We start from the raw sequence: 25,368 nt of genomic DNA, 5'->3' as shown, positions 1-25,368 counted from the left end.
AGTGGCTTAGAAATGGCTTCTATCCTCCTGCGCAGTCGGTGTAGGGGACAACCATACTCTTCATCTACTCATAAGCTCGCTCGAGCCAAGTCGTTTCCCATTCTTCATACTCGCTGTTACTCTGACCTTCATCATAATCAATGGTTATTTTACTTGGAGGAATCCATCGAATCATTTGATCCTCTGCAAAATAAAAACGATGTTCGACAGAGCCCTTATGTTGAAAGATAAAGAAAAGATCTTGATTCCTATCGAAATAATATTCTACCGAACCTTCTGTAGTATTTTCAATGACTTTTCGTATGATGCCTTGCTCATTTAGATAGGCTATCTTACCTTTTCCTAGCCCCTCCTGTTTCATAGAGGAAACCTGTTCATTGACTGTGTGATATTCTTTTCGGATTTGCAAAACAATGGGTTCAATTTCACCCGGGTGACTCTGTATTTCCTTCTGAACAACAGGTGGATCAGCAGAGTATACCGACAAGTTGCTGTAGACAATTTTATAAATAGGCTGCCCTTGTTCTGAATTAGAATAAAAAGTAATCAATGAGTCTTCTGTACCGTATGAGAGAAAATAGGAGTCTGTATCATCCTTACCGCTGTCCGCCAATAAATGTTCAGTACCGTTTCCCAAAGCATCACGAATGCCTTGGAAATCAGCTGTATCGTCTGAATTAAGTAGGAGCATGACCGAATATATCTTCTCGTTATTCGGTGAACACATATAAGTAGCATCTGAATAATCAAATCTCGACTCGCCTTCACGAAAATACTCCACGTTAGCTGGACCGATATTATCAAGGAGTTCCTCTCTAGTGCGACCAATATGAAAAGTTTCGATGAAACTCCCTTCTGTTAATGAATCTAAAATGTTGATGTCTTGATAAAGTAATCGCGGTGTCATTTTCTCATCTTTTTCTTGATCTACCACTCTATCATGTACCTCACTAGCTAATTCCTTCTCACCTTCTGGAATGGCGACTTCCTTTATAGTCTCCGTTTCGTTAATTCCGCTTCCAAAATAATAATACGCTATCCCCAATACAACGACTGCAACACAACCTGCAATAATCGTAATGCGTCTTTTCTTCTTTCCACTCGGTGTATTTGTCGCACTGACCATAACTAAAGAGTTGGAATTTTCTTGTTCGGTTCCACAATTCTTACAAAACTTTTCACCATCTAACGGTGTGCCACAACTTTCACAAAATGACATAAACTCTCCCCCTTAACATTACCTGTTACGTATTTAGCAGACTATGTACACTTCACTAACAAACACGCCATGGACAATGCGGTTAGGCAACACAAAATCATGAAATTATGGCAATCCATGACTTTGGATAAAAAAACAAGGGAACATCGACAATGCGCAATTTAGTCGGTATCCCCTTTTCACTTTATGCAATTCTAGTTAATAATAGTCTCTCATTGTACTTTTTTATGGTACCTGTGCAAGGTGCATTTATGACAATTCACCGCATCGAATAAAAATACAAAAGGATACAGACTAAGTGTTAGATAGTCAATATCCCTTTTTACTTTATGCAATTGTAGTGAATTAACTGACTAGTTTCTTGCACAGGTACCTAAAAAAGGTACCTAAAAAAATCCCTTACAACCCTACACTTTCACAAAACTATAAACCTGATTCTCATAAGAAACACACCGCACCTCATCATTAATCTCAACCTTCTCCCCAACACGCCCAGTCACACGAAACCCCTCTTCAAAATCAACCAATACAATGGTATACGGTGTCAGGCCAGAAAATTCCTTCGAAGAAACATGGATCGTTGTATGAGAAAACACCTTTCCCTTACCATTTACCTCACGAATATGAAATTCAATCCCTTTGCAGTTTGGGCAAATCCATTTACGTTGAACAAATTTCTGTTCACATTGGTTACATTCATATACTTGAATCGCCGCCATTATGCATTCACCCTTTCGAATATATGGACTGTTGAATATGCACCCGTTCCACCCAAATTTTGAGCCAATCCAATCTTCGCATCGTCGACTTGATTGCAGCTTATTCCACGGAGTTGAGAGACGATCTGATAGATTTGAGCAAGTCCGGTTGCCCCGATAGGATGACCTTTAGAGAGCAGTCCTCCACTTGTATTAACGGGGATTTTCCCACCGTGTTTTGTCAAACCTTGCTCGATGGCCTCCCATCCAGTGCCTTTATCGAAAAAGCCAAGTTCTTCGATTGCAATCATTTCAGTCATTGTAAAACAATCATGTAGCTCAACAACATCAATATCTTCAGGACCGAAGCCAGCAATTTTATAAGCCAGTTTTGCTGATTCTCTAATAGAAGGAATGCTAATCAAATCCTCGGCTTCTTGCATTTGTGTTGTCCCAGATGCTTGTGCAGATGCTCTTATCATCACGCCACTTTTCCCTTTTGACAGAACAACTGCCGCGGCGCCATCCGTTGTTGGTGAACAATCAAATAAACCAAGTGGATCAGTGATCATTCTTGCAGACATTATTTCTTCGATACTCGTTGTTTTTTTAAATTGTGCTTTGGGATTATTCATTGCATATTCCCGATTTTTCAAAGCAACCATTGCCAAGTGCTCTTTTGAAGCACCTGTCTCATAAAAATAACGATTTGCCAACGTTCCAAAAAATCCAGGGAAAGTTAGGCCTGCGTGTTTTTCATTTGAATCATTATCCATAGCCGCATTAATCGCCAGTGTTGTCTCTTCGGTTGATCTGTGCTTCATTTTCTCGACACCGGCAACCAAGACGTTTTCATACTCGCCGCTTTGTATCGCAAGGAATCCTTGTCGAAAAGCAATTCCACCCGATGCACATGCACCTTCTACTTTGACTGTCGGGATACTGCCCAAGCCAAGGTCGTTCGCAACAATTGCGCCTAAGATTTCTTGATTACCTAACTGACCCGACATGAAGTTCCCTACATAAACTGCATCGACTTTTGGAAAGCCTGCTTCTTTTAAAGCCTCGAAACAAGCATCCAAAAGTAATGTTTTTAACGAAATATCCTCATGTTTTCCAAATTCAGTCATTCCCAATCCCGTTACACTAACTTTATCCATTTCTCCATTCCCCTCTTAACATTAAACCTGAAATGATTTTTCCTTCGACACAACTTCTAAATCCCCATCAATTTTGCCCTCTACTTTCACTTCACGTTCCGCCACTTCAACTTCATCATAATGCGTACCCTTTTTGATATCGGGAATAAATAGACTTAATATCAAGGAAAGTGCAAGTCCGCCCATCATAAAACCGCCAAATACCCAAGGCGATGGACCAGTTGATCCGATCATCGTCGTCCATAACATTGGACCAAAACCGACAATAGCCGCCGCCATTTGATAACCGAATGATAGGCCTGTATAACGGACTTTTGCTGGAAATAATTCAGAGAATAAAGTTCCTTGCGTTGCAAAAACTGATGCCCAAATGACACCAAGCATCGCAGCCTGCATAAAATACAGCCAAGTAACGCCTTGTTCAATCAAGATAAAGTACGGAATTGCCATTAAAAACAACAGAACCAACCCGCTGATATAAATAATTTTCCGATCAATAAAATCAGACAAAAATCCGATAACCGGAATGGTGATCACCATCGTCGCACAACCGATTGTTAGCGCAGTTAAAGCATTTTCGTTCGAGTAACCTATATAGGTCGTGGCATAAACCAAGACAAATGACATCAAGAAAACGTTGAAGAAACCATCTCCGATTTTAAGACCAATTACATGAAACAAGCTTTTTCGGTGATGTTTAAACGTTTCTGCAATTGGTAAATTTGCGATATCCCCGCTATCCTTCTGTTCCTGGAATGCAGCAGTTTCTTGGATGGATGACCTAATCCATAGTGCCAAAACAATTAGAACAGCACTGAATAGAAAAGGTATTCTCCAGCCCCATGCCAAAAACTGCGCTTCTGTTGTTAGATAAGCGATAAGCGTTAGACTAAATGATCCTGCAACCAAGCCTAAAGGGACCCCTAACTGAGGGACCGACCCATAAAGTCCACGACGTCCCTTTGGTGCAGATTCTGTCGCCAATAAAACGGCGCCTCCCCATTCTCCCCCCAAAGAGATTCCTTGAATGAGTCGCAAGATAACTAATAGTATTGGCGCAAGTATTCCAACCTGTTGATATGTAGGCAGCAATCCAATTAGAAAGGAACTTCCCCCCATCCCAACTAACGTCCACAAAAGTGCAGCTTTCCGTCCGATTCTGTCACCAAAGTGTCCAAAAATAAGGCTTCCAATGGGTCTGGCTGCATAGCCGATTCCAAATGTAGCAAATGCAAGAAGAAGGGCAATTTTTGGATCTGATCCCGCAAAAAAGAGTGTTGAAAATACTAATCCCGTGGCAGTCCCATATAAATAGAAGTCATACCATTCGATAACTGAACCCGATAGACTCGCCAATAAAACGCGATTCTTCTTCTTTTTCATACATACATCCCCTTTTGTTTGAATTAAATCAATAACTTTTCTTCATGCATCTTACGCAATATATGTTTTTGCACTTTCCCGACTGAAGTCCGAGGAAATTCATCAACGAATTCGATAGCATCCGGAACTTTGAACTTTGCTAAACGTTCACGGCAAAAATCCATCAACTCTTCTTCTGTACTTGTTACATTTTCACGCAAAATCACATAAGCATGTATTGCCTCATCACGCATTGCGTCCGGAATTCCAATGACAGCTGACTCATAAATACTGGGGTGAGCTGCAAGTACACTTTCAACTTCATTTGCCGCCACATTTTCCCCTGCTCGTTTAATCATATCCTTAACCCGGTCCACAAAATAAAAGTAACCGTCATCTCCAATGACACCATTATCGCCCGTGTACAACCAACCGTCTTTTAATGTTTCACTTGTTGCTTTGACATCTTTATAATAGCCCTTCATCAATGAACGACTCGGTATCCCTTTCACGATTATTTGACCAGCTTGTCCATCGGGTACCTCATGACCAGTTTCATCAACGATTTTCACTTCATATCCAATAGTAGGCTTTCCAATACTCATATTCTTACGAATTCCATCCAATGGATTCATCAGGGGCACGCCTACAGTTTCAGTCATCCCATACATCTGTAATAAAGAAACATCAAATTTACGCTCAAAATCATCTAATTGATCCTCCGCTACAGATTGCGCAAACCAGATGACTCTTAACGAATGATGTCGATCATTTGAATCATAGGCTTGGGCTAAAATCATTCTGATCGGCGCTGCGAATAAAGAGCCTACTGTTACACCGAGATTTTTTGCCTGTTTAAAATACCGAGAAGCACTGAATCTTTCCGTTATGGCAATACTTCCGCCCACTATCAAAGCAGACATCGTCGAATAATACTGCGCGTTTCCATGGAAAAGGGGAAGAACAATAAATTGTCTATCATTCGGGGCCAATCGAATTGATTTCGACATGACTTCACCTGTAAAAATATAATTTGCATGTGTAATTTGAACGCCTTTTGGTTTTGATGTTGTGCCAGACGTATAGAGCATAGCAGCAACATCCTCAGAATCTAGTGGAATAGACGGCGCATCCGACTTCGCTTTTGCCATCAACTGTTTTATATCTTTCTCTTTTCCACCCGAACGGACTAACAAAATATCCAACAAAAATGGCAAGTTCTTTTGTGAGTCTGTAAATTTATCCAAATACTTTTCTTCCGTAATGACAAGTACTGACTCCGAATGTTCCAAGACATACGCCATTTCATCTTTTGTAGATAAAATATTCGTAGGAACCATAATCGCACCTATATTAGCCAACGCGAACCATGAAGTCATAAATTCTAAACAATTAGGAAGATGTAATGTGACATGCTCACCCTTAGTTACACCTAAGCCAATAAACACATTGCTTAATCGATTGACTTGATCCGCAAATTCACCATAAGTTAGTTCAAATCTTTTTTGTTCTGAATCCTCAAACAGAAGAAATGTTTTATCGGGGTACCTGCTTACCTGCTCATCCAATAAATCCCTGAGTGTTCTAGCACCTATAATATCCAAACCAAACGCCTCCTTTAAATGATTCAATCCCCTATTAATCAAATTAAAGCGCTTTCATATTTAATTTGAGAGACTACAGTCTCAAACCGCAGTCTTTGGGTTATTATAAATAACTAATTCTCTTAAGTCAATAGGATATCTGAATTTTCACAAGTGTATTACAATCGTATTAGTACTTAAGTTTGTACCGCCATATATGTATTTTCTCAATTCATGTATAATGAGTTTAAGATAAAACACGAAATGTTTATAAGATGCAAGAAAGGAGAATTCCATATGTCAGGCTTCACCCCAAGGCAAATTAAAGCACAAGAAACTAAAAGTAAAATTTTAGAAGTTGCATTAGATCTTTTTAGTAAAAAGGGTTTTGATCAAGTTACAGTCGATGACATTGTAAGTGTAAGCAATACATCGAAAGGTGCATTCTATGTGCACTTTAAGTCCAAGTATGAGGTTTTCATTGAAAAGTTTAAAGAGATTGATAGCTTTTATGACGCTTTCACTAGCTCAATCCCTAATGAAATAAGCTATAGCGAAAAAATCCTTCTCTTAACCAAAACTCAAATGATCTATTTGAGAGATGACTTGGGAAAGGATTTAATGAGAACAGTTTACATGAGCAACTTAATCCCCAATCTACCGAAATCACTTTCAGACACGGATAGAACTCTTTATAAAATCGTACATTCATTCGTCCAAGATGGACAAAAAATCGGCGAATTCAAAACAGAGATTTCGCCTCAGGAAATGACGATGCTGATTACACGTTGTATGCGAGGAACTTTATATGATTGGCTTATATTTGGAAGCGACTTTGATCTTGTAGAGGAATCCAAGAAGTTTATTCGGATTATTTTAGGCGATAATTTATCACGAAATAAAGATTATTGATTGCAGTAGTTTTTTTCTGCCAACCTGATTTCTCACATTAATAATGGGGCGTTGGTTAATGACAACTTTAGTTTCTGAATAAAAATTAGGAGGATGTGTTGGAGTTTTTGAATGGCATTGAAAATCCAGAGATTGATTACTGGTCAGACCGGCTTTACCAGGCATTCAAAGTATTGAATGCCGCCGAAACGAGAATTTATCCATTGGTATTTCGTTGAGGGGCTATCACAGGCTGAATGCGCTGAAAAAGCAGTTGTTTCTGTCACGGGAATTAAGAATAGGCGGTAGAGAATGCTTGTGAAATTGAGAGAAGCATTACAGTCTAGTTCAGCTTTAGGAATTTTGAACGGTATCTTTGTACGGCTGAATTATGACAGTCCAAGACATTGGATAGGTAATTCAGGGGATATCGACAAAGTGCTATATAGTCGCACGTGCTTACATTCATTACATATTTTTATTTATATGGGGAGGTTGATTAGTGCAATTCATGCACCAATCAACCTCCCCATTGTTAAACGTCAATTTTTGATATTGCAATTTTTTCTTCTAAGTTTTTCCGTTTTCCATCTTATTCCGTTTTTGTCAGGTAACGGAATGACATTTGACAAATAAATTATCGATTGTAATAGTTCAAAACTGTTAACCCCTCCATCAGGACGTTAACATGGGAGATTGCTATTTAATTAATTGAAGTAAGTTCACTAAAACTCATTAAAGCTCATCTTTATTCAATTAGGAAAGATACCTGCTTAGGGTCGCTAAAACTTTATCACCATTAATCACAGCACTTTCCATCCTTTTCACAATCTCCTCTCTTTTCATGAAAAACATTCCCCTTTATCTAATTTTCACTATTCGACAAGGAGAAGTAAAACCTTTTTTTTCATGTTTTCTATACTCGACAATAGACATTAGTTAGTCGGGCCGCTTAAAAAAAGAATGCCCTTTTATTTATAGAGCAGCTCTTTTATCCATGATGAAAATTCTTTCATCATCCATTTTTACAACGTGATTTAAGTCTGTAAGGAATATTTTTTAATCTTTCTCAAAATAGCATCTAATTCAATTAATAATTCTTCTACATTATTAAGGGGTTTCAAGGCTTTTCTTATACTTCTTTCAGTCCTAGCAGCTCCATGAATGTATGTTGACCTAAAAGTATATGCTTTACTAATTACTTCATTTATCCTAACCCTTTCATTAAATGTCTGACCTAAAATCCTTGCACCTCTATCAGCAACTTGCATTCTTAGTTCGCTATTTGAGTTCGATAACAAAGATTCCAGTGCAGAAATGTAAAACGTGATTTTTGCAGGAAGAAAAGATTGACCTTTTGCCTCTAATATAAACCTAAGCGCTCGATCAATTCTCGTATTTAGAATCAGACTTTTTTCTATATGAGTTGTGAAATTTCCAATTTTAGAGTACGGTTTCTCAATTTCTGTAGGTGCCTTGCCACCTTGTTCGTCTTGTATTTTTTCAAACCAAGATTCCGCAATTTTAATTTCCTCGTACGTAAAGTATTTTCATGATATAATCCTTCAGCATTAGTAAAAGTTCTTGGTGGCCTATTTATCGAAATGTCACTTTCTGTTACCCCAAATATTAAATTGGAATGTAACGAATTGTCTTTTACCAACCAACATGAAAACAAAACTCTTTCGAAGATCCCTCTCATAGAAGAAATCACAATTGCCACTTCCTCCGAATCAGAATGATCAATAATAACAGAATAAAAACATGGTACAGAAAATGCTTCTTTATGGTCATTAACTCCTAGCATTTGTTTATTCCAAATTCATGAAGTAAACGAATATTAGAGCCTAACTTTTCTATATTTAATGATGAAAATTGAATGTTATTATCTATTGAGTTAATTACTAAATTTGGTATCGTTCCTACAATTGATAAATTCGTTTATATCCCCTCTCTTTTCTTCTCCATTCGACAATGCAGGAGGAAAGTCTTTTTTTAAATACACCACAGCAAAAGTTAGCTGAGTATTATGAAGGTAAACTTTTTGGCGGTTCATCCTGGTTAGTTGAGTATTCATCGTGTATATTATCAATCATACAATTGTCTCACTCGGGAATATACGGTAACGTGCACGGTCGAAAAGCTATTGACGCAATATGAACCGATGATTTCTGCAGCATTGAGACAGCTCAATATTTACCGTGATCATGATAGTTTTCGGCAGGCTGGTCGAGTTGCTTTGTGGCAGGCATGGACTCGTTATGAGGAAGGGAGGGGACATTTTGTGCTGTTTGCTTCTATAAGTATTCGAGGGGTTATGCTTGATATAATAAAGAAAGAAGTTCGATTTGAGGAAAATGTCATGCAAACTGAAGAGGATGTGTTGGAGTTTTTGAACGACGTTGAAAGTCCAGAGACCATTCAGTGGTCGGATCGACTTTCCCAGGCATTCAAAGTATTGAATGATGCTGAACGTGAATTTATCCAATGGTATTTCGTTGAGGGACTATCGCAGGCTGAGCGGCATGCGCCCAATGGGAAGCTCTGAAGGAACAATGCCAGTGTTTGCAAGACGACTGAAGAACGGCAGAAGCTGGAGTGATCGAGGGATTACTGCATTTATTGATTTCTTTGTCGGCTTAAAAGATGGTCTGGATATCAAAACACTAGCAGGGAAAATGGAAAATAGGCCCACAGATAGCGCGGAGACAAAACCACCAAAGCATTACGTAGAAAAGCTTAAAAACAGTGTTGGAGAAGCAGCAAGACAGAATGTAGCCTACTTACATCAGGCAACTGGAAAAACAATCTACCATGCGCTAAAGGGCTTGCAAGGTTTTTAATTTGTGAAAATAGCACATTACTAGCGGAAAATAAGATGATGAAAACGTATTCATTCACAATTATACAATAAGGAAATTTGTCCCCTATAATTATCCCCCACAAAAACTTGACTCAATCTAAATTTCATCGCAACTAGAAACTTGCATTTTGCGCCGCAATTTTTCCTGTTTTGTTCATAGACTGCCTGCCCGGTTTCGGGAAAGTAGGCCGTGTACGTCTTGCCCCCCAGTCTTGCGTTGCATCGTTGTGCCGTGCTCTAATTCATTAGCAATCGTTTGGTGGACCCGTCCTATGCGTCTCCTGATTTCACGGTTCGAATGCCCTTCCCTGTGAAGAGCAGCAATTTCACCGCGCTCAAATGCGGGTAGGTGTTTAAACTTACGGTTTTGCATGGTATTCTGTGGGTGTGCCATTATAAAACTTCCTCTCATTGTTAGTTCGCTAACTTCAATGATACACGAAATTTTATAATGGCCATTTTTTTGTCTGAATTTAGGTGGCTAACTTGATTATACAATTAGCCCTTTTATTGCTTTTAGTATTTTAAACTAATTTAGCGGATTAAAGACTAGCAAAAGATAAAACTAAGTCGATTAAAATATACGTGTCAAATTACAAACACCCTGATTTTCGACTTTTTCAAAATATCCTTATCCAAGGTGTTTTAGTAAAAAACATGTTATTCTACTTGACGCTGACAACTAATGCACGGTACCTTTGCCCGGCATAATTATAATTAGTCACGACTTCGGATAAAAATTAAAAAAATCGTCACAGCTCGCTCTATCTAGCCGGTTTCCATACATTTGTAGTGTATTATATGAATAATTTTTGACAAGTACTTGTCACTTAATTCTTATTCCATATGACAAGTTTAGTTTCAGTCATTTCTGAAACCGCATATTTTATGCCTTCTCGACCTACACCGCTATCTTTGACTCCCCCATACGGCATATTGTCCACTCGGAAAGTAGGGACATCATTAATAATGACCCCTCCAACGTCTAACTCTTCTGCTGCTTCAAGAGCAGTTGAAATGTTTTCAGTATATATACCAGCTTGTAGACCATATCGCGAATCGTTAATCAGATTAATACCCTCTTCTACAGAATTTATTTCATTGATCAAAACAATAGGTGCGAATACTTCACGACAAGATACTTTTAGATTCCGATTTGCCCCTAAGATTGTCGTAGGATGCAATATATTCCCAGTAGTCTTTCCACCAGTTACAATCAGAGCCCCTTCATCTCTTGCCTCATTTATCCAGGAAACTGCCCTTTCTACATCATCAGGAGATATTAATGCTGAAAGGTCTACTTTTTCGTCAAATGGATTACCAAAAACCAATTTTTCAACGGCTTCAGTAAATTTATTGACGAAATCATGATAGATTTCATTATGGACATATATGCGTTGTAAAGAGATACAAACTTGACCTTGATTGGAAAAAGAACCCATTATACAACGCTCAATAATTTTATCAATATCAATATTTTTGTCTACAATTAATGCAGCATTTGAGCCTAGCTCTAATGTTAGACGTTTCAATCCCACTTTATTGCTTATTGCAATCCCAATCTCTGGACTACCGGTAAATGTAATCATGTTAATTCTAGGATCTCGAACAATTTGATCTCCTATTAAACTGCCATTTCCGATAACTACATTTAAAACTCCTGCTGGTAATCCTGCTTCAGAAAATAGCTCCGCAATAAATAGGGCTGATAAAGGTGTTTGATTAGCTGGTTTTAACACGATTGTATTTCCTGTAGCAATTGCAGGTCCGACTTTATGAGCCACTAGATTCATAGGGAAATTAAATGGTGTAATAGCACCAATAATGCCTATAGGTTCATGAACTGTATAAGCAATCCGATCCTCGCCACCTGGTGCAGCATCTAAGGGTATCGTTTCTCCTTGGATTCTTTTTGCTTCTTCAGCTGCAAATTTATAAGTTTGTACTGTCCTAGAGACTTCATCACGAGCTAATTTGATCGGCTTGGCTGATTCCAAGGTTATTATATTAGCTGCCTCCTCATGTTTTTCTTCCAGTAGGCAAGCAAGATTTTCTAAAATTTCAGCTCTCTTATATGCTGGCATTTTTCTTAAGACTTCTTTTGCTTTCTCAGCTGCTTGGATTGCTAGTTCTGTTTCCTCCGCGGTTGCTACTGGTATATCTGCAATAACTTCTCCTGAATAAGGAGAATGTAATAACCTATATTCTGTTGCTTCGATTCTCTTACCATTAATAAATAAATACTTCTTCATAGATATACACACCTACTTACTTATATATTTATTAAATCTTCAAATCAAGGACGATACTCTGTATTTTCTTGAATGTAATCCCATAATTTTTGTGATACTCCATTTTGTTGTTCCTCAATAATATGTCCGATTAAACCAACCGCACGTGCAGCGAGTGAGAAGCATTTCACAATTGACCACTTGAAATCCATATCAGATAATATTGCAGCAACTGCACCAGAAGCATTTAATACAATTGGCGTTTTCTTTTTAATATTTATCTGCTTTTGTACTTCAAGCACTAACTTACAATGATGTCCTTTAAACCCCAATTCTTCAGCTAGCTGAAACAATCTAGTAGTTCTTGGATCTTCTACTTTATGAATCGGATGTCCAAAACCCGGTATTTTTTCCCCTTCATACTTTTCAACTACTGTTTTCGCTAGTATTTCAACGCTAACTTCTTTCTGTTGAACAAAGGCTTCCTGGAGCATTTTAGCTGTAAACTCCATCGAACCTAAATAAACGGAGCCAGCTCCTAGTATACCTGCAGCTACCGCATTTTGTAATGATTCAGGCGCCCCTAGAATGGTCAGTCTTGCTGATATTGAGCTTGGTGTAAAACCATGTTCAGTAAGTGCAACCATAATTGCATTTAGCATGTCTGACTCTTCTTTTGTTGGAATATTTCCTTTCGCGCTAATATAAGCCATATCACCTAAATTAACGGTACCTATCAAATCTGAACATAAATCATAACCATGAACTTGAATATTGTCTAAATCCGAAACTGCAATTTTTGTTTGAAACTTCATAATTAACACCACCATTTCAACAATAATTTAGTTCTAATCTATCAAAAGAATGCATTTTCAGTATAAGGATTAACCTCTCCTTTTTTATATTTCTGCATTTCTTCAGTAATTGGTTGAATAATCGTATATTTTTGGTTTACATCAATTCTCACATCAATCACTGTAGTAATATTACTTTCTAAGCCCGCCTTAATTGCTTCTTTTAAGTCTTGTGAGTTTTCAACCCTTACTCCATTTGCTCCATATCCTTCAGCAATTTTGGCAAAATCGGTATCAATAAAGTCAGTAGAAATTCGGTCATCCCCTTGTCTTGCAGCAGGCATTCCTAAACGTGAATCATTCATTACTATTACAATAATAGGAAGATTATATTGCACAGATGTAGAAATGACATTATTCGTCATTCCCATTCCTCCATCACCAATAATAGAGACTACTTGTCTATCTGGATACACCATTTTAGCTGCTACAGCAAATGGGATACCAGAGCCCATACCAGCAATACCACCCGGAACTAAAATACTGCCCGCGGATTTACATTGATATAAATGAGTAGTCCAAGCCCTATTACTTCCAGCATCCATTGTTAAAAATACATCCTCTGGTAACATTTCATTAAGTAAACCTATAATTCTTTGAGGGTAAACTGGGGATGATTCATGTAATGCATCTTCACTAGAAAAATATCCTATGCTATCCTTGAAAGTGCTTACTTTTTTCATTCTAGTAGATATTTCGTCTGCTAAAATTTTAGGTGCAAGACTTTTCATTAATTCAGGCAATGTTAACTTCAAATCACCAATCACCGTACTACTTACGGGGTAAGTCCAACCTGCTCTATGCTCATCAATATCAAATTGAATAATCTTTTGCATTTTAGGGTTAATTAAACCTAAGTTTTCTGATGAGGTATCTGATGCACCAAGCTTTGAACCAAGTACTAATATGAGATCCGCTTTTCCGATAGCAGTGTTTGCAGTTAATTGTCCGTAATCTCCCATCATTCCTACAGCTAATTTATGATTTTCTTCAATTACACTTTTCCCTTTATATGTTGTAGCAACAGGGGCACCAATTTGCTCACTAAATGCTTTTAATTCCTCATATGCCTGTGACATATGAACACCATTTCCGGCAATAATAACTGGGTTTTCTGCTTGTAGAATATAATCTGCAACTTGATCCAATCTAGCTTTACTAGGAATACTATCTGGTTCCGATATATAACTATTTGTACTATATACTAACGGAGCTTCTTCCTCGTCAAATTCTTCATACACCTCAGGTTGATAGATTACCAATCCAGTAGGTCCCTTTCTTCCGGCTGTTGTATGTTTAATCGCATCTTGCAATCCGTGAATAGCTTGCTTAGGTGTCGTGGCAAGGCCAACATGTTTTGTCATTGTCTTAAGTACACCTTGTAAATCATAAGATCCATATTCACCAGTTCCTGATTGGATCATTCCTTTTTGGCCAAATGAATTGGTAACCGCATCAGCAATTACTATCATCGGGTAGCCACACATATATGCTTCCAAAATCCCGAATGCTCCACTTGAAGCAATGAAAGGACCTTGCCCCATTAAAATTGCAGGTTTCCCAGTTAATCTTCCATAAGCAGCTGCCATCAATGCAGCTGACTGCTCATGTCTTGCAATCACTAATTTCACTTTTCCTCTACGACCAAGGGCATTAAATAATCTATAAGTAATTCCCCCCTGAATTCCAAAAACATACTCAATATCTGATTCCTCAATAATATCGCACATTTTGTCAACCGCTAACATAAAATTCCTCCTCATAATTCCTAATTATTCACTAAAATGGTTTGTTTTAATTTATTTTTATCTATTTTCCCATTGGAGTTCTTTGGTAACTCTTTATGAAAATATATATTTCTTGGTTTTTTATAATCTGCTAATTTTTTTTCGCAATGTTCTATTATTCTCTTCTCATTAATTTCCATATCCTCTTTTATAACAATAAAAGCTACTACACTTTCTCCCCACCTATCATTGGGGATTCCTAATATGACAGCTTCCCTAACTCCTTCAAGTTGGCAAATAACATCTTCCACCTCTTTTGCATAGACATTATAACCACCACTAATAATTACGTCTTTAATTCTCCCAACTATATAGAAGTATCCATTAACGTCCTTATAACCTAGGTCGCCAGTATAAAGCCATCCTTCTTTGATTGTGCTCCTAGTTTCTTCAGGTCGATTCCAATAACCAGTCATAACATTTTCACCACGGATTACAATCTCTCCAATTTCACCGAACTTCACCTGTTCAGATTTCTCATTTTCAATTCGAACTTGTACATTCAATACTTCTTTACCTGCAGAAGCTAGAATACTTTCTTTTTCAATACCTAACAGATGATCTTTTTGTGATAATACTAAAACTGGATTTGGCGCTTCTGTAAGTGCATATACCTGTTTTAACTTAGGTCCAAAAAATTCCAAAGACTTTTTCAATAATTTGTTTTGAATTGGCGAAGCAGAATATAAAATTGTCTTAAGTGAACTTAAATCATAAATTTCATGACTCTTATACTCAACTAAGTAATCCAAAATTGTAGGGACTGTAAACGTATTTGTAACTTTATACTTTTCTACTGCACTAAAAAAATGCTTTGCAGAAAACTTCTTCATTAAAACATTTAATGCTCCTTTGATAAAATGTGGCAAAACCTTCGAACCACTACCGTGTGATAAAGAGGCCATATGAAGCATACAGTCTTCTTCATTAATATCAAGTTCATCAACAAGCACATTATTAATTGTAACTAATCGTGAACGACAATTAATCATTGCACCTTTTGGTTTTCCAGTAGTGCCAGATGTATATAGTATTTGGAAAATGTCAGCATCCTCTGTTTCAACTATGAATGAATCCTTAGATTCATCACTAAATATTTTCTCCATTGTTATTTTATCTTTATTACCTGAATCATTTGAAATGGTAAGCTTTAAAAACCTACTCTTTTTATAAATTCGGTTAATACTTTCTTCAAATTGATTATCATAAATAACGGCTTTAGCTTCAACATCCTCCAAAATATACTCAATTTCAGACTCAGATAGACGTGCATTAATCGGTACACGTACCAATCCAGCTTTTATAAGTGCAAAATCAGCTAGAACAAAATCAATTGAATTTGGGAATAGCACTGCAACATGATCACCTTTTTTCAACCCAAGTCCATTTAACCCTCTTGCGAGGGCGTTTGACCTTTCATTAACTTCTTCAAAAGTTATTGATTTTTCATCATCAATCAAAGCAACTTTTTCTTTATAATAGATAGCACTTCTTTCAATTAAGTATCCAATCTGGTTCATTTTTTCTCCTCCGAGCTATATAACAAGGTATTAATACTTCAAATTACTAATTGATCATTTATAGATCTTTCTAGGTATTTATTCTATTACCCCTTGTTCTTTTAAATATTTTTCAGCTCCTTCATGGTATGGTACTAAAGGTTCTTGTGTATAAAATTCATTATTTGCAGAGTAATTTTTTCCTTCTGGGTGAATAGCTTCAATATCTGATTCATTTTCAAACATTATTTTGATAAAATCATAAACTACTTCATCTGGAACGTCTTTGTTTGCGATAATTACATATGGGGCAACAAATGTTTTAATATCAGCTTCTTGCTTGTAACTCTCAGCCGGAATTGTTGCATCAAACCAATATGGATAGTCTGCGGTAAGCTTCTTAATACCTTCTTCTGTTTGACTTAAAAATCTTATATCAATAGATGAGCCCAACTCAATAACTGAAGAAGCAGGGAGTCCTGCCAAAACTGATATAGCATCCAATGTCTTATCTTTTAGCCCATTCGACATTTCAGTATAGGAGAGCGGCACAGTTTCAAGATCATCTAGAGTTAAGCCATAGGGCTCAATTGTCGCTGAAAAGAGCTTTTTACCAATATCTCCCGGTGAAATACCCACTTTCTTACCTTTTAAATCAGCAATCGAGTTAATCTTAGAGTCTTCTCTGACTATTAAATGTTTATATCCGCCGTGTCCAGCCATAACTATTCTTAAATTGTCAAGTTTATCATAGCCGCCCTCGCCATTAATTGCATCGACAGCCGCATCATAAACACTAAAGGCGAAGTCTAAATCGCCATCATTTACAAGATTTAAGTTTTCTGTGGTTGCTGCGGTTGACTGAGCAGTTAAGTCTAATACATCTGATTTTGTTGTAACAAGATTTCCTATCCCTGCCCCCATAATATAAAACACTCCACCGCTACCGCCTGTCCCAATTGACCTTCTTGTTTCATTTTTGGTGTCGCTACACGCGGTTACAATCAATACAAACATCAACAATATTGTTATAGCTAAACTTTTTTTACCCATTTTACATTATCTCCTTTTATTTTCTTATTTTTAATTAATTATTTCCGTTTTCATTACGCTTCTTTTTAGCCATACGAATCCAAATATCATAGCAATTGCTATAACACCAAATAAGTCGGTCCAAATATTAGGATGAATTAACGATAGTGCTATTATCAATAATAGGACTCTTAGTAAACTACTCAATTTATTCAGATAGTAAAAATATCCTTCTACAGTGCCCGCAAGTAATGTCACACCCAACACTGCTGTAATGATACTAATTACTATCTCAAGTGGCTCACCAACCATTAACAAAGTCGGATTAAAAACAAACATAAACGGAATTATAAAACCAGATAAGCCTAGTTTGAAAGCTCTGATACTTGTAATAAATGGCTTGGACCCAGCTATTCCTGCTGCTACATAGGATGCAAGTGCAACAGGTGGCGTAATGGCTGAAATAATCGCAAAGTAGAAAACAAACATATGCGCCGCGATGGGTTCCGCACCCATTGTTATTAATGCAGGTGCAACTAATACTGAAACAATTAAATAAGCAGCTACTGTCGGAACTCCCATTCCTGCAATTAAACAAGCAATCATTGTTAAAATTAAAAGAAGAATAATATTCTCTTGTGCAAGATCAATGATAATCCCAGAGAATTTCAAGCCAAGACCAGTTAAACTAAATACACCAATAATGATTCCAGCACATGCACAAACTGCAACAATTTCTAATACTGCGTAAGCACCTCTTTCTAAAGCAACTAAAATATTTTTAAATGTCATTCTAGTTTTTTTGCTAAACATAGTTACAACTACACTAGCAATAGTTGCCCAAAGCGCTGCTTTTCCTGGTGATGTATTAACAACCGAGAGTAAATAAATTAATATAATTAACGGTATCGAAAGATGCCATCTTTCAATAATTACTTTTTTAAGATTTGGTAACTGTTTCTTTTCAAGACCAACTAGACCTGAATTGACTGCCTTTAAATCAACTTGAATAAATACCGACAGATAATAAAGTATAGCTGGGATTACAGCTGCTACGATAATATAAATTAATGGGACATTTAACACTTCTACCATAATAAATGCTGCTGCTCCCATAATCGGGGGCATTAATTGGCCTCCAGTCGATGCAACAGCCTCAACTCCTGCGGCATCAGCTTTACTAAAACCACTCTTTTTCATTAAAGGAATTGTTAAAGTTCCGGTACCAGCTACGTTTGCTACAGCACTTCCGGAAACACTACCAAACAAACTACTTGCTACAACCGCTACCTTCGCTGGCCCGCCTCTAAATCTACCAAAGAGTGAAAGTGAGAAATCGATAAAAAACTGACCTGCACCAGTTTGTTGTAAAAACACTGCAAAAATGATGAATAAAGCAACATAGGATGCGGAAACTCCAAGTGGTGTACCTAATATTCCCTCAGTCCATAAGGAAAGTGTTGTTACAATTCGATTGAAACTAAACCCTGAATTTCCTAATGTACCTGGAATCCAATTACCAAAGTGAGCGTAAAGTATAAAAGCTATTGCAATTATGGGTAAAATCCACCCTAGAATCCTTCTAGTAGATTCCAAAACTAATAAAACAATTATTGTTGAAACTACAACATCCATATTGTTATAGTTTCCCAACCTTTCATTAGAAAGCTGAATACTTTCTATTGCGATGTATAGACATGAAAAAATAGTTGATAATACCAATGCACCATCTATTATGGATATTCGATCATAACTTTTAACACTTTTAATTCCAGGTATTAAAATAAAAATCAAAACTAACGCAAACATTAGGTGTATTATTCGAACCTGTATGGTATTTAATGGAAAATAAATAATGTACATTTGAAAAAGAGAAAATACAACAGCGAATATAAAAATTAGTTTCTTAATTATCCCCTTAAAACTTCTAAACTTTTTCATTTCATCATTTTCTATTTCGATTTCAGCTTCTTCATCTTTCACCATCTTGCTTCCCTCCTAAGTAAGTTAATATTCGTGCCTTTTTATTGATTTTCATTTGAATGATCTCACCCGTTTCAACTAATTCCCCCAAGTTTATTGATGTATCATTTATAGTTACCAAAAGATTGCTGAATGCTGCATTACGAAAGTTAATTTGATTTAGTTTGTAAGTTAGATTTGTTAGTAAGTATGTTCCATCATCATTTTGCTGAAGTTCACCATAGGAGTTACTGTCATAATAATCATAGGCTTGATAATTTCCGAAAAACATCGAATGTAACTCAAATTCCGTGTTTCTCAACTCAAAGTATTCCTTCTGTTTAACTTTGTATAAAGAATGTTCGTATTCAATTGATAATTCTTCATTACCATTGACTACTTCACTATAGACCAATTCATCTGTACAACATGAAATCGAAAATACATAAACTGAATTGAGTGAATGGCAGACTAGCAACAAAAATATTATACAAGGAATAGCAATCTTCCCAACTTTCAATCCCGCCGGGGTAACTAATCTTCTTCTCTTCATACGATTTACACTCCAAACCCCATCTGGAAAGATTTATCAATTAGTTCATAAATAACCCACCATTCACATCTAAACTGATACCTGTAATATAAGAATTTTCGAAGTCAGCAAAGTATTTAACCGCTTTAACAACATCATCTACAGTACCAAGTTTTTGCATAGGAATTTTTGTGGCTATTGTTGCTAATTCTTCTTTTGTCTTTTGTTCACAAACTAAATTTGTTTTCGTAACTCCTGGACATATTGCATTAACAGTTATATTACTAGTCATTAATTCATCTGCTAAATGCCTTGTTAATCCTAACAATCCTGCTTTTGCAGAAGTATAGTGTACACCTGCAATAACACTTTTTGTTTTACCCGCTAAAGAAGAAATATTTATTATTCTACCCGACTTTTGCTTTTTCATGATTGGAGTAACTGAGCGGCAAGTATAAAAAGCTCCTTTTAAATTTACATTAAGGACGAGATCCCATTCATCATCGGATATATCAGAGATACTAGGAGCAATTATTCCAAAACCCGCTGCATTGACTAATACATCAATTCTCCCGAACTTAGAGTAAATATATTTAATCATTGAGTCTACTTGTGCTGATGATGAAACATTTGCCTCGTATGAAACCGCTTTCTTTTTCAATTCACCTAAATTACTTAAATATGAATTCAGTGCACTAGGAGAAATATCATTTATAATGACTAATGCTCCTTGCTCTAGAAACATTTTTGCAATCCCACCACCAATTCCTCCTGCTCCACCCGTAATTAAAACTACTTTATCACTAAACATTAAATTCACACCCTCTCAATATAGTTCAATTCAAATCTCTGTAATATTATTAGAATTTAAATTTACAATCTTAGTATAGTTACCAGAAAAACCTATTTCTTTCGAAATTTTTTCTCCTGTATCAAGAAGCATTGGTAGTATCTTAGTTTGTATTAACTCATATGGAAGTCTATAGTGAGGACCGGAAATATTAAATGATGCAACCGCTTCATTTAAATGATTAAATATCGGAAATGCTATCGTTCTAATTTCATCAATAAATTCTCTGTCGCTTATTGAATATCCCTGATTTCTAGTTTTAATTAGCTCTTTATTGAACTCCACCTCACTTGTAATTGTTTGTTCAGTAAACATCTCAAGTTCAACCGTTTCTAAGTAATGTGATTGTTCCTCTTGTGAAGCATAACTTAATAGTACTTTACCTATTGATGAACAATGAGCAGGTACTCTAGATCCAACTCTAAAGTTCATCCTAATTAATCTAGCAGTTTCCAACCTCTCAACATATACAACCTCGCCATTTTCCAAAATTCCAAGATTCACGTTTTCATTTGTTCTTTTTCTAATATCCTCTAAAAACGGAAATGCCTTTTTTCGAACTTCGATATTGTCTTGTACAATCGTTCCTAATTCCAACAATTTCAAACCAAGTCGATATTTTTTACTGAAAATATCTTGCTCTATAAATCCCGATACCTCTAAATCTCCTAAAAACCGATATAATGTTGCTTTAGTCAAATTTATTTTCTTATCAATTTCATTAAAAGAAAGTTCAGGCTCTACCTGTGTAAACAGATTTAATATTGAAAATGCTCTTTCCAATGATTGATTTTTATATTTATTAATTTCTATCACCTTTTTCTCACAATGTGGACCGATTTCTCATATATTGAACTGTGTGTATATAATAACCACAAATTAAATTATTGTCAATACTCAATTTATATAATTTTTCAATTTAATTAAAACTATTTAAAATTCTGACTTATTGTTTGTAACTGATATAAAACGATTATTTACAAGGTAGAATCATAGATCATAGATTTTCTTTTTTAAGCAATGAAAATTGAATTCGACATATAAATTTGATACACCTAAATCTGATACATACTGATTACTGCCAATAAAATTTACCACATGTGACATGTTTGTTACCAGCACCTGCCGCAAAACCACACTTCGCCAGGTTGTTTACCAATAAACAAAAGAGCTACTCAGTTATAGTAATATTGACATAATAAGCTAGTTATTGAGTATTGCGGACAAACGAGCTAACTGTGCATTGTGCGGAGTTTTTAATCCACTGTTTGCGTACAATAGAGCCAGTAAGTGCGGGAAAGAGAGCCACTGGTTAGTAAAGCACAAAATAATAACCAGCCATTGGATTCTTCTAATGGCTGGTTATTTCATCTGATTATTTACCAAGGCGCTCATGATAGAAACGTTCCGTCTATTAGAATGTGATAGTAGTATTTTAAAAGGAACCAGTGCTTGGCACAATTATAAGAATTCACGACCTCGGACAAAAACCAAAAGGGATATCAACAAACCGCAGTAAGTTGATATCCCCTTCTAATTTTATGCAATTGTAATGTCTTACACAGGTGGTGGCTTAACCTTCACGACACCATAATTCAAGTTATGATCATTTTTGTTGAAATGAAATTTCTCTTTTGTTTCAGCAATCCTTACAGGGATTTCGTTATTTCTTTCTTCAATTTTACACTTAAGTTTATAAGCTTCTTTTACTCTCTTATCGAATGAATAATAGCTTACATCTAATTTAAACGTACTGTCATTATAAAATGTAACTAGGGTTTTTCCTTGGTCAATTTTTTCATAATGCTTGATCTGGTGAAGTGCAAACCAGATGCAATCCCTGCTTGATGGCGATTTACTTGGGAACCAATAAATTCCATGAATTGCATTAACAACAATTGGCGTCATACTTTTCCCACCCAATATCATGCTAGCACCATCTCTAGCACCTTTAAGGCTAGAACCATAATATTTTAAATTAGTATCTAATAACTCCGAAGGACACACATCCACATGATAAACACTATGATTATCGAAAACACGTGTGTGCAAATTCCCATATTCATCGTTTTCAGGGTAAAACATAATTGTTCCGTATTTCACGATAAACTCATTTAATAATCTCATTTTCAATTCCCCTTTTTGTATTTTTTCTTTAAAAGGAGTATACTCAACAATAGGTTGGTATACACCGATCTTCTTCCTCGGGTGGCGTCTCGCCAGACTATTTCACCCGGGGTTTTTTAATGCCCATTTTTTCTTCACATTTTACTCACCTCCTCAGTTGGAAAGCTTAGAAATTTGTTAGACTTATCATGTATATATAGTTCCAGAAACCAAGAATTATATTCACGCAGAAGAATCGACAATTATCTACACAACACTGCTAAAGCATTAAGTAATTATATCGAAATAATAAAATTAGGCTAAATGTCATCTATCATATCACCTACTTTAATTATATATAGTTATTAAAATATGTCAAATTTTGAATTAAATTACTTTCAGGGTTTATAAACTTGGGTTATTCGACACGAATCGCTAAGAACCTTGTTCCAACACCTAATCAATACAGGACGGACGCCCTAGCAATCAATTCATACTGTGAATAAAAAGAACCCGATTATTATTTATATAATCGGATTTCTTCTTTGGAATTATGCAATAGCTTTAAATATTAGTGGGTATTCCATTATCTAAAAGGCTTCCCATAACATTTGGCTCGTAGTATTGGTCCTGCCCGAAACATAGAATTGTGGTGTATTGTTGTTCGAATACCATATCGAACAGGTATCTGAAATTAATTGAATACCACCCAATTGTCAACGTAATCATTCTGTTGGGTTAGGAATCTCTTCGAGAATTTTAACTTTATCCATATAATTTATGAAAAACATTAATGTTGAATCTATTATTCTTAAAGTACTGCTTGATAAATCATAATCCAATATAGGTGGTGTAATTTGAAACTTTAATTGTTTTGCCGCTAAACCTTGTAATAAACTTGTTATATCACCAGCTCTAACGTTTTCCGGATTGTGGTGTATTGCTTTAATGGAAGTATGTATTTTCATTCTAGAAATCCCGTTTTTTAAATCTTCATAATCACTATTAACTATTACTTTTATCAGATAATAAGATAAATGCAATGCAGCTGAGGTATTATGACTAGAAGCAATATATATTAATGATTTCAAGTGACTTGAAGTGTAGTCATTGGTTTTTAGTTCAATTGCCTTTTCTAAAACCTCTTGATCATTAATATCCCCACCAAAGTTAGGTAATTGTATTGCAAATGAACAAGTTGCCTTACATAGTTCTTGTACAATACCAATATTTCCGAAGGACATTTCAATAATCTGTTTTTTGATGTCCTCGGAAAAGCTATATCCTAGCAAGGATAATCCCTTATTTATCACATGCTCAAAATCTCGATCTTTCCAAGGTTCGACTGGCAATTCAGCGATTCTATCCAGTAAATCCCTATTATACTGCATTAATCGATTGCGTTCTTTCCATATTCCTAAAATAATAAATCTTAAATTATTTTCCTGAAAAAGCCTTAAATCATAAGAGAGTCGTCTTTGTACCTCATCGTCAAGATAATGGAAATTCTCCAGAACAATAAATCTATCAAATTGAATTTCCCGGAATAAATCACTGACATCTTGCGCAATATCAAGATTATATTCTATAAACTTTGTAGTTACTTTTTCTTCTGCCTGATTTCCAAGTTTTCCACTCAATCCACTTTTTGCCTCGCCCATAAATGGAATTATTGCCCTTAAGGAGGTTTTTACGCTTAATTCTCCATTAGACCCTTTCACATCTTCTCTGAATGTCTCCACTCTTATATCCAGATTTCGTAAAATGGACTTATAAATATCTTCTGCCTGTGAATTGATACCACAGCCTACAGTAAGATATGTACCTTTACTTAAATGTTTGTATATCAAAGATGATTTTCCTTGCTTTGATGCACCATAAACAACAATATGTTTATCTGTTTCCAATAAATTTTTAAATTCTTCGTCTACTTGAGGTCTAGAATAATAACTTTCAACCGGTTCTTGTCTAACTCCAAAAACATCTTCCAATTTGTAATCCATAATGTCCCCCAAATAATAAGACCCTATTTGTCCAATCTAGGTCTGTCAATTAATTGATTTTCTATGCATATCTTACCATAAACTACTGAATATTACATACTAGTTTTTAGTAAACAACGACAAAAAAACCGCATCTTATGATACGGCAACTTGTCAAACCATTCTTCTATTCACGTATTAGCTAGGTATTTCTTAAGCGCTTCAACAATATATTGGGAAGCATGTCCATTACCATAAGGATTATGTGATTTCGCCATCTTTTCATATTCAACCGGATCTGTTAAAAGTTCATTGGTAAGTGAATAAATTGTTTCCTCATCTGTACCAGCTAGCTTAAACGTACCCGCTTCGATTCCTTCTGGCCTTTCCGTTGTGTCACGCAGAACGATGACTGGTTTACCAAGTGATGGAGACTCTTCTTGGATACCGCCGGAGTCAGTAAGGATAATATGCGCGGCAGCTGCAAAGTTATGGAAATCGACTACCTCTAAAGGTTCGATCAAATGAATCCGATTGTTATTTCCGAGTATTTCATCTGCCACTTCACGAACAGCTGGATTCATATGCAATGGATGGATAACCTGTATCATTATGTTCTGTAGGAAAACGATTAATTGTCCTGAATATGTTACCCATTGGCACACCTAGGTTTTCTCTTCGGTGCGCTGTTAGCAGAATTAGACGATCGTTCCCTAACTCTTCATAATTCGAACAAGCCCTTCCAGTCCTAGCGTTG

The 25,368-nt window shown here is 36.1% G+C and carries 21 protein-coding genes and 1 pseudogene; 3 read left to right on the top strand and 19 right to left on the bottom strand.

Annotated elements, in window-relative coordinates; translation table 11 throughout:
- Positions 1-64: 64 nt before the first annotated feature.
- The 5 genes from JSQ81_RS15990 to JSQ81_RS15970 form a co-directional block, all read right to left on the bottom strand.
- The gene (locus tag JSQ81_RS15990) at positions 65-1,219 is read right to left on the bottom strand and encodes a zinc ribbon domain-containing protein (RefSeq protein WP_212605003.1); all 1,155 of its coding nucleotides are present in this window, start codon (positions 1,217-1,219) and stop codon (positions 65-67) included.
- 407 nt (positions 1,220-1,626) lie between these two features.
- Positions 1,627-1,938 (bottom strand): Zn-ribbon domain-containing OB-fold protein, encoded by a 312-nt coding sequence (locus tag JSQ81_RS15985; protein WP_212605002.1) that lies wholly within the window; start codon positions 1,936-1,938, stop codon positions 1,627-1,629.
- Positions 1,938-3,077: a thiolase C-terminal domain-containing protein gene (locus JSQ81_RS15980; protein WP_212605001.1), complete on the bottom strand. Its 1,140-nt coding sequence runs from the start codon at positions 3,075-3,077 to the stop codon at positions 1,938-1,940. Before JSQ81_RS15980 ends, JSQ81_RS15985 begins: the two co-directional genes overlap by 1 nt.
- A 21-nt stretch (positions 3,078-3,098) precedes the next feature.
- Positions 3,099-4,460, bottom strand: coding sequence for an MFS transporter (locus tag JSQ81_RS15975; RefSeq protein ID WP_212605000.1), 1,362 nt, complete (start codon positions 4,458-4,460; stop codon positions 3,099-3,101).
- A gap of 23 nt (positions 4,461-4,483) precedes the next feature.
- On the bottom strand, positions 4,484-6,043 hold the full coding sequence (locus JSQ81_RS15970; RefSeq protein WP_212604999.1) for an AMP-binding protein: 1,560 nt from the start codon (positions 6,041-6,043) through the stop codon (positions 4,484-4,486).
- Between the two features lie 276 nt (positions 6,044-6,319).
- On the opposite strand from JSQ81_RS15970, the gene JSQ81_RS15965 reads away from it, so the two are divergent.
- Positions 6,320-6,934, top strand: a complete 615-nt coding sequence (locus tag JSQ81_RS15965) for a TetR/AcrR family transcriptional regulator (RefSeq protein ID WP_212604998.1) — start codon at positions 6,320-6,322, stop codon at positions 6,932-6,934.
- 1,016 nt (positions 6,935-7,950) lie between these two features.
- Here JSQ81_RS15965 and JSQ81_RS15960 read toward each other — a convergent pair.
- Positions 7,951-8,184 carry a hypothetical protein gene (locus JSQ81_RS15960; RefSeq protein ID WP_371812434.1) on the bottom strand — a complete coding sequence of 78 codons (234 nt, stop codon included), beginning with the start codon at positions 8,182-8,184 and terminating at the stop codon, positions 7,951-7,953.
- An 875-nt stretch (positions 8,185-9,059) separates the two neighbouring features.
- Here JSQ81_RS15960 and JSQ81_RS15955 point away from each other — a divergent pair.
- Both JSQ81_RS15955 and JSQ81_RS15950 read left to right on the top strand, forming a co-directional pair.
- Positions 9,060-9,461: a sigma factor gene (locus JSQ81_RS15955; protein ID WP_212604997.1), complete on the top strand. Its 402-nt coding sequence runs from the start codon at positions 9,060-9,062 to the stop codon at positions 9,459-9,461.
- Positions 9,439-9,756: a UPF0236 family transposase-like protein gene (locus JSQ81_RS15950; protein ID WP_212604996.1), complete on the top strand. Its 318-nt coding sequence runs from the start codon at positions 9,439-9,441 to the stop codon at positions 9,754-9,756. The genes JSQ81_RS15955 and JSQ81_RS15950 overlap by 23 nt, the downstream gene beginning before the upstream one ends.
- Positions 9,757-9,930: 174 nt before the next feature.
- On the opposite strand, the gene JSQ81_RS15945 is transcribed toward JSQ81_RS15950, so the two are convergent.
- The 13 genes and pseudogenes from JSQ81_RS15945 to wecB all read right to left on the bottom strand — a co-directional run.
- The gene (locus tag JSQ81_RS15945) at positions 9,931-10,170 is read right to left on the bottom strand and encodes a helix-turn-helix domain-containing protein (RefSeq protein WP_212604995.1); all 240 of its coding nucleotides are present in this window, start codon (positions 10,168-10,170) and stop codon (positions 9,931-9,933) included.
- 436 nt (positions 10,171-10,606) lie between these two features.
- Positions 10,607-12,028: an aldehyde dehydrogenase family protein gene (locus JSQ81_RS15940; RefSeq protein WP_212604994.1), complete on the bottom strand. Its 1,422-nt coding sequence runs from the start codon at positions 12,026-12,028 to the stop codon at positions 10,607-10,609.
- Positions 12,029-12,072: 44 nt separating this feature from the next.
- Positions 12,073-12,822, bottom strand: a complete 750-nt coding sequence (locus JSQ81_RS15935; RefSeq protein WP_212604993.1) for a citryl-CoA lyase — start codon at positions 12,820-12,822, stop codon at positions 12,073-12,075.
- A 41-nt stretch (positions 12,823-12,863) separates the two neighbouring features.
- Positions 12,864-14,609 carry a thiamine pyrophosphate-binding protein gene (locus JSQ81_RS15930; RefSeq protein WP_212604992.1) on the bottom strand — a complete coding sequence of 582 codons (1,746 nt, stop codon included), beginning with the start codon at positions 14,607-14,609 and terminating at the stop codon, positions 12,864-12,866.
- A gap of 20 nt (positions 14,610-14,629) precedes the next feature.
- Positions 14,630-16,168 carry a class I adenylate-forming enzyme family protein gene (locus tag JSQ81_RS15925; RefSeq protein ID WP_212604991.1) on the bottom strand — a complete coding sequence of 513 codons (1,539 nt, stop codon included), beginning with the start codon at positions 16,166-16,168 and terminating at the stop codon, positions 14,630-14,632.
- A gap of 78 nt (positions 16,169-16,246) precedes the next feature.
- Positions 16,247-17,200, bottom strand: a complete 954-nt coding sequence (locus tag JSQ81_RS15920; RefSeq protein ID WP_212604990.1) for a TAXI family TRAP transporter solute-binding subunit — start codon at positions 17,198-17,200, stop codon at positions 16,247-16,249.
- 30 nt (positions 17,201-17,230) lie between these two features.
- Complete coding sequence (locus JSQ81_RS15915; RefSeq protein WP_212604989.1) at positions 17,231-19,165, bottom strand: TRAP transporter permease; 1,935 nt, start codon at positions 19,163-19,165, stop codon at positions 17,231-17,233.
- Complete coding sequence (locus tag JSQ81_RS15910) at positions 19,152-19,694, bottom strand: DUF1850 domain-containing protein (RefSeq protein WP_212604988.1); 543 nt, start codon at positions 19,692-19,694, stop codon at positions 19,152-19,154. The genes JSQ81_RS15915 and JSQ81_RS15910 overlap by 14 nt, the downstream gene beginning before the upstream one ends.
- Before the next feature lie 40 nt (positions 19,695-19,734).
- Complete coding sequence (locus JSQ81_RS15905; RefSeq protein WP_212604987.1) at positions 19,735-20,484, bottom strand: SDR family NAD(P)-dependent oxidoreductase; 750 nt, start codon at positions 20,482-20,484, stop codon at positions 19,735-19,737.
- A gap of 30 nt (positions 20,485-20,514) precedes the next feature.
- On the bottom strand, positions 20,515-21,339 hold the full coding sequence (locus JSQ81_RS15900) for an IclR family transcriptional regulator (RefSeq protein ID WP_212604986.1): 825 nt from the start codon (positions 21,337-21,339) through the stop codon (positions 20,515-20,517).
- A gap of 741 nt (positions 21,340-22,080) precedes the next feature.
- Entirely contained in the window at positions 22,081-22,650 is a 570-nt protein-coding gene (locus tag JSQ81_RS15895; RefSeq protein WP_212604985.1) for a competence protein ComK, read from the bottom strand.
- Between the two features lie 704 nt (positions 22,651-23,354).
- Positions 23,355-24,632, bottom strand: a complete 1,278-nt coding sequence (locus JSQ81_RS15890) for a hypothetical protein (RefSeq protein ID WP_212604984.1) — start codon at positions 24,630-24,632, stop codon at positions 23,355-23,357.
- A gap of 170 nt (positions 24,633-24,802) precedes the next feature.
- A pseudogene (wecB, locus tag JSQ81_RS15885) lies at positions 24,803-25,334 on the bottom strand (non-hydrolyzing UDP-N-acetylglucosamine 2-epimerase); the annotation flags it as partial.
- Positions 25,335-25,368: the final 34 nt, after the last annotated feature.

This window comes from Sporosarcina sp. Marseille-Q4063, assembly GCF_018309085.1.
In the GTDB taxonomy this organism is placed as follows: domain Bacteria; phylum Bacillota; class Bacilli; order Bacillales_A; family Planococcaceae; genus Sporosarcina.
Note: the sequence above shows the minus strand (reverse complement) of the source record. Positions and strands in the feature narration are given on the sequence as shown.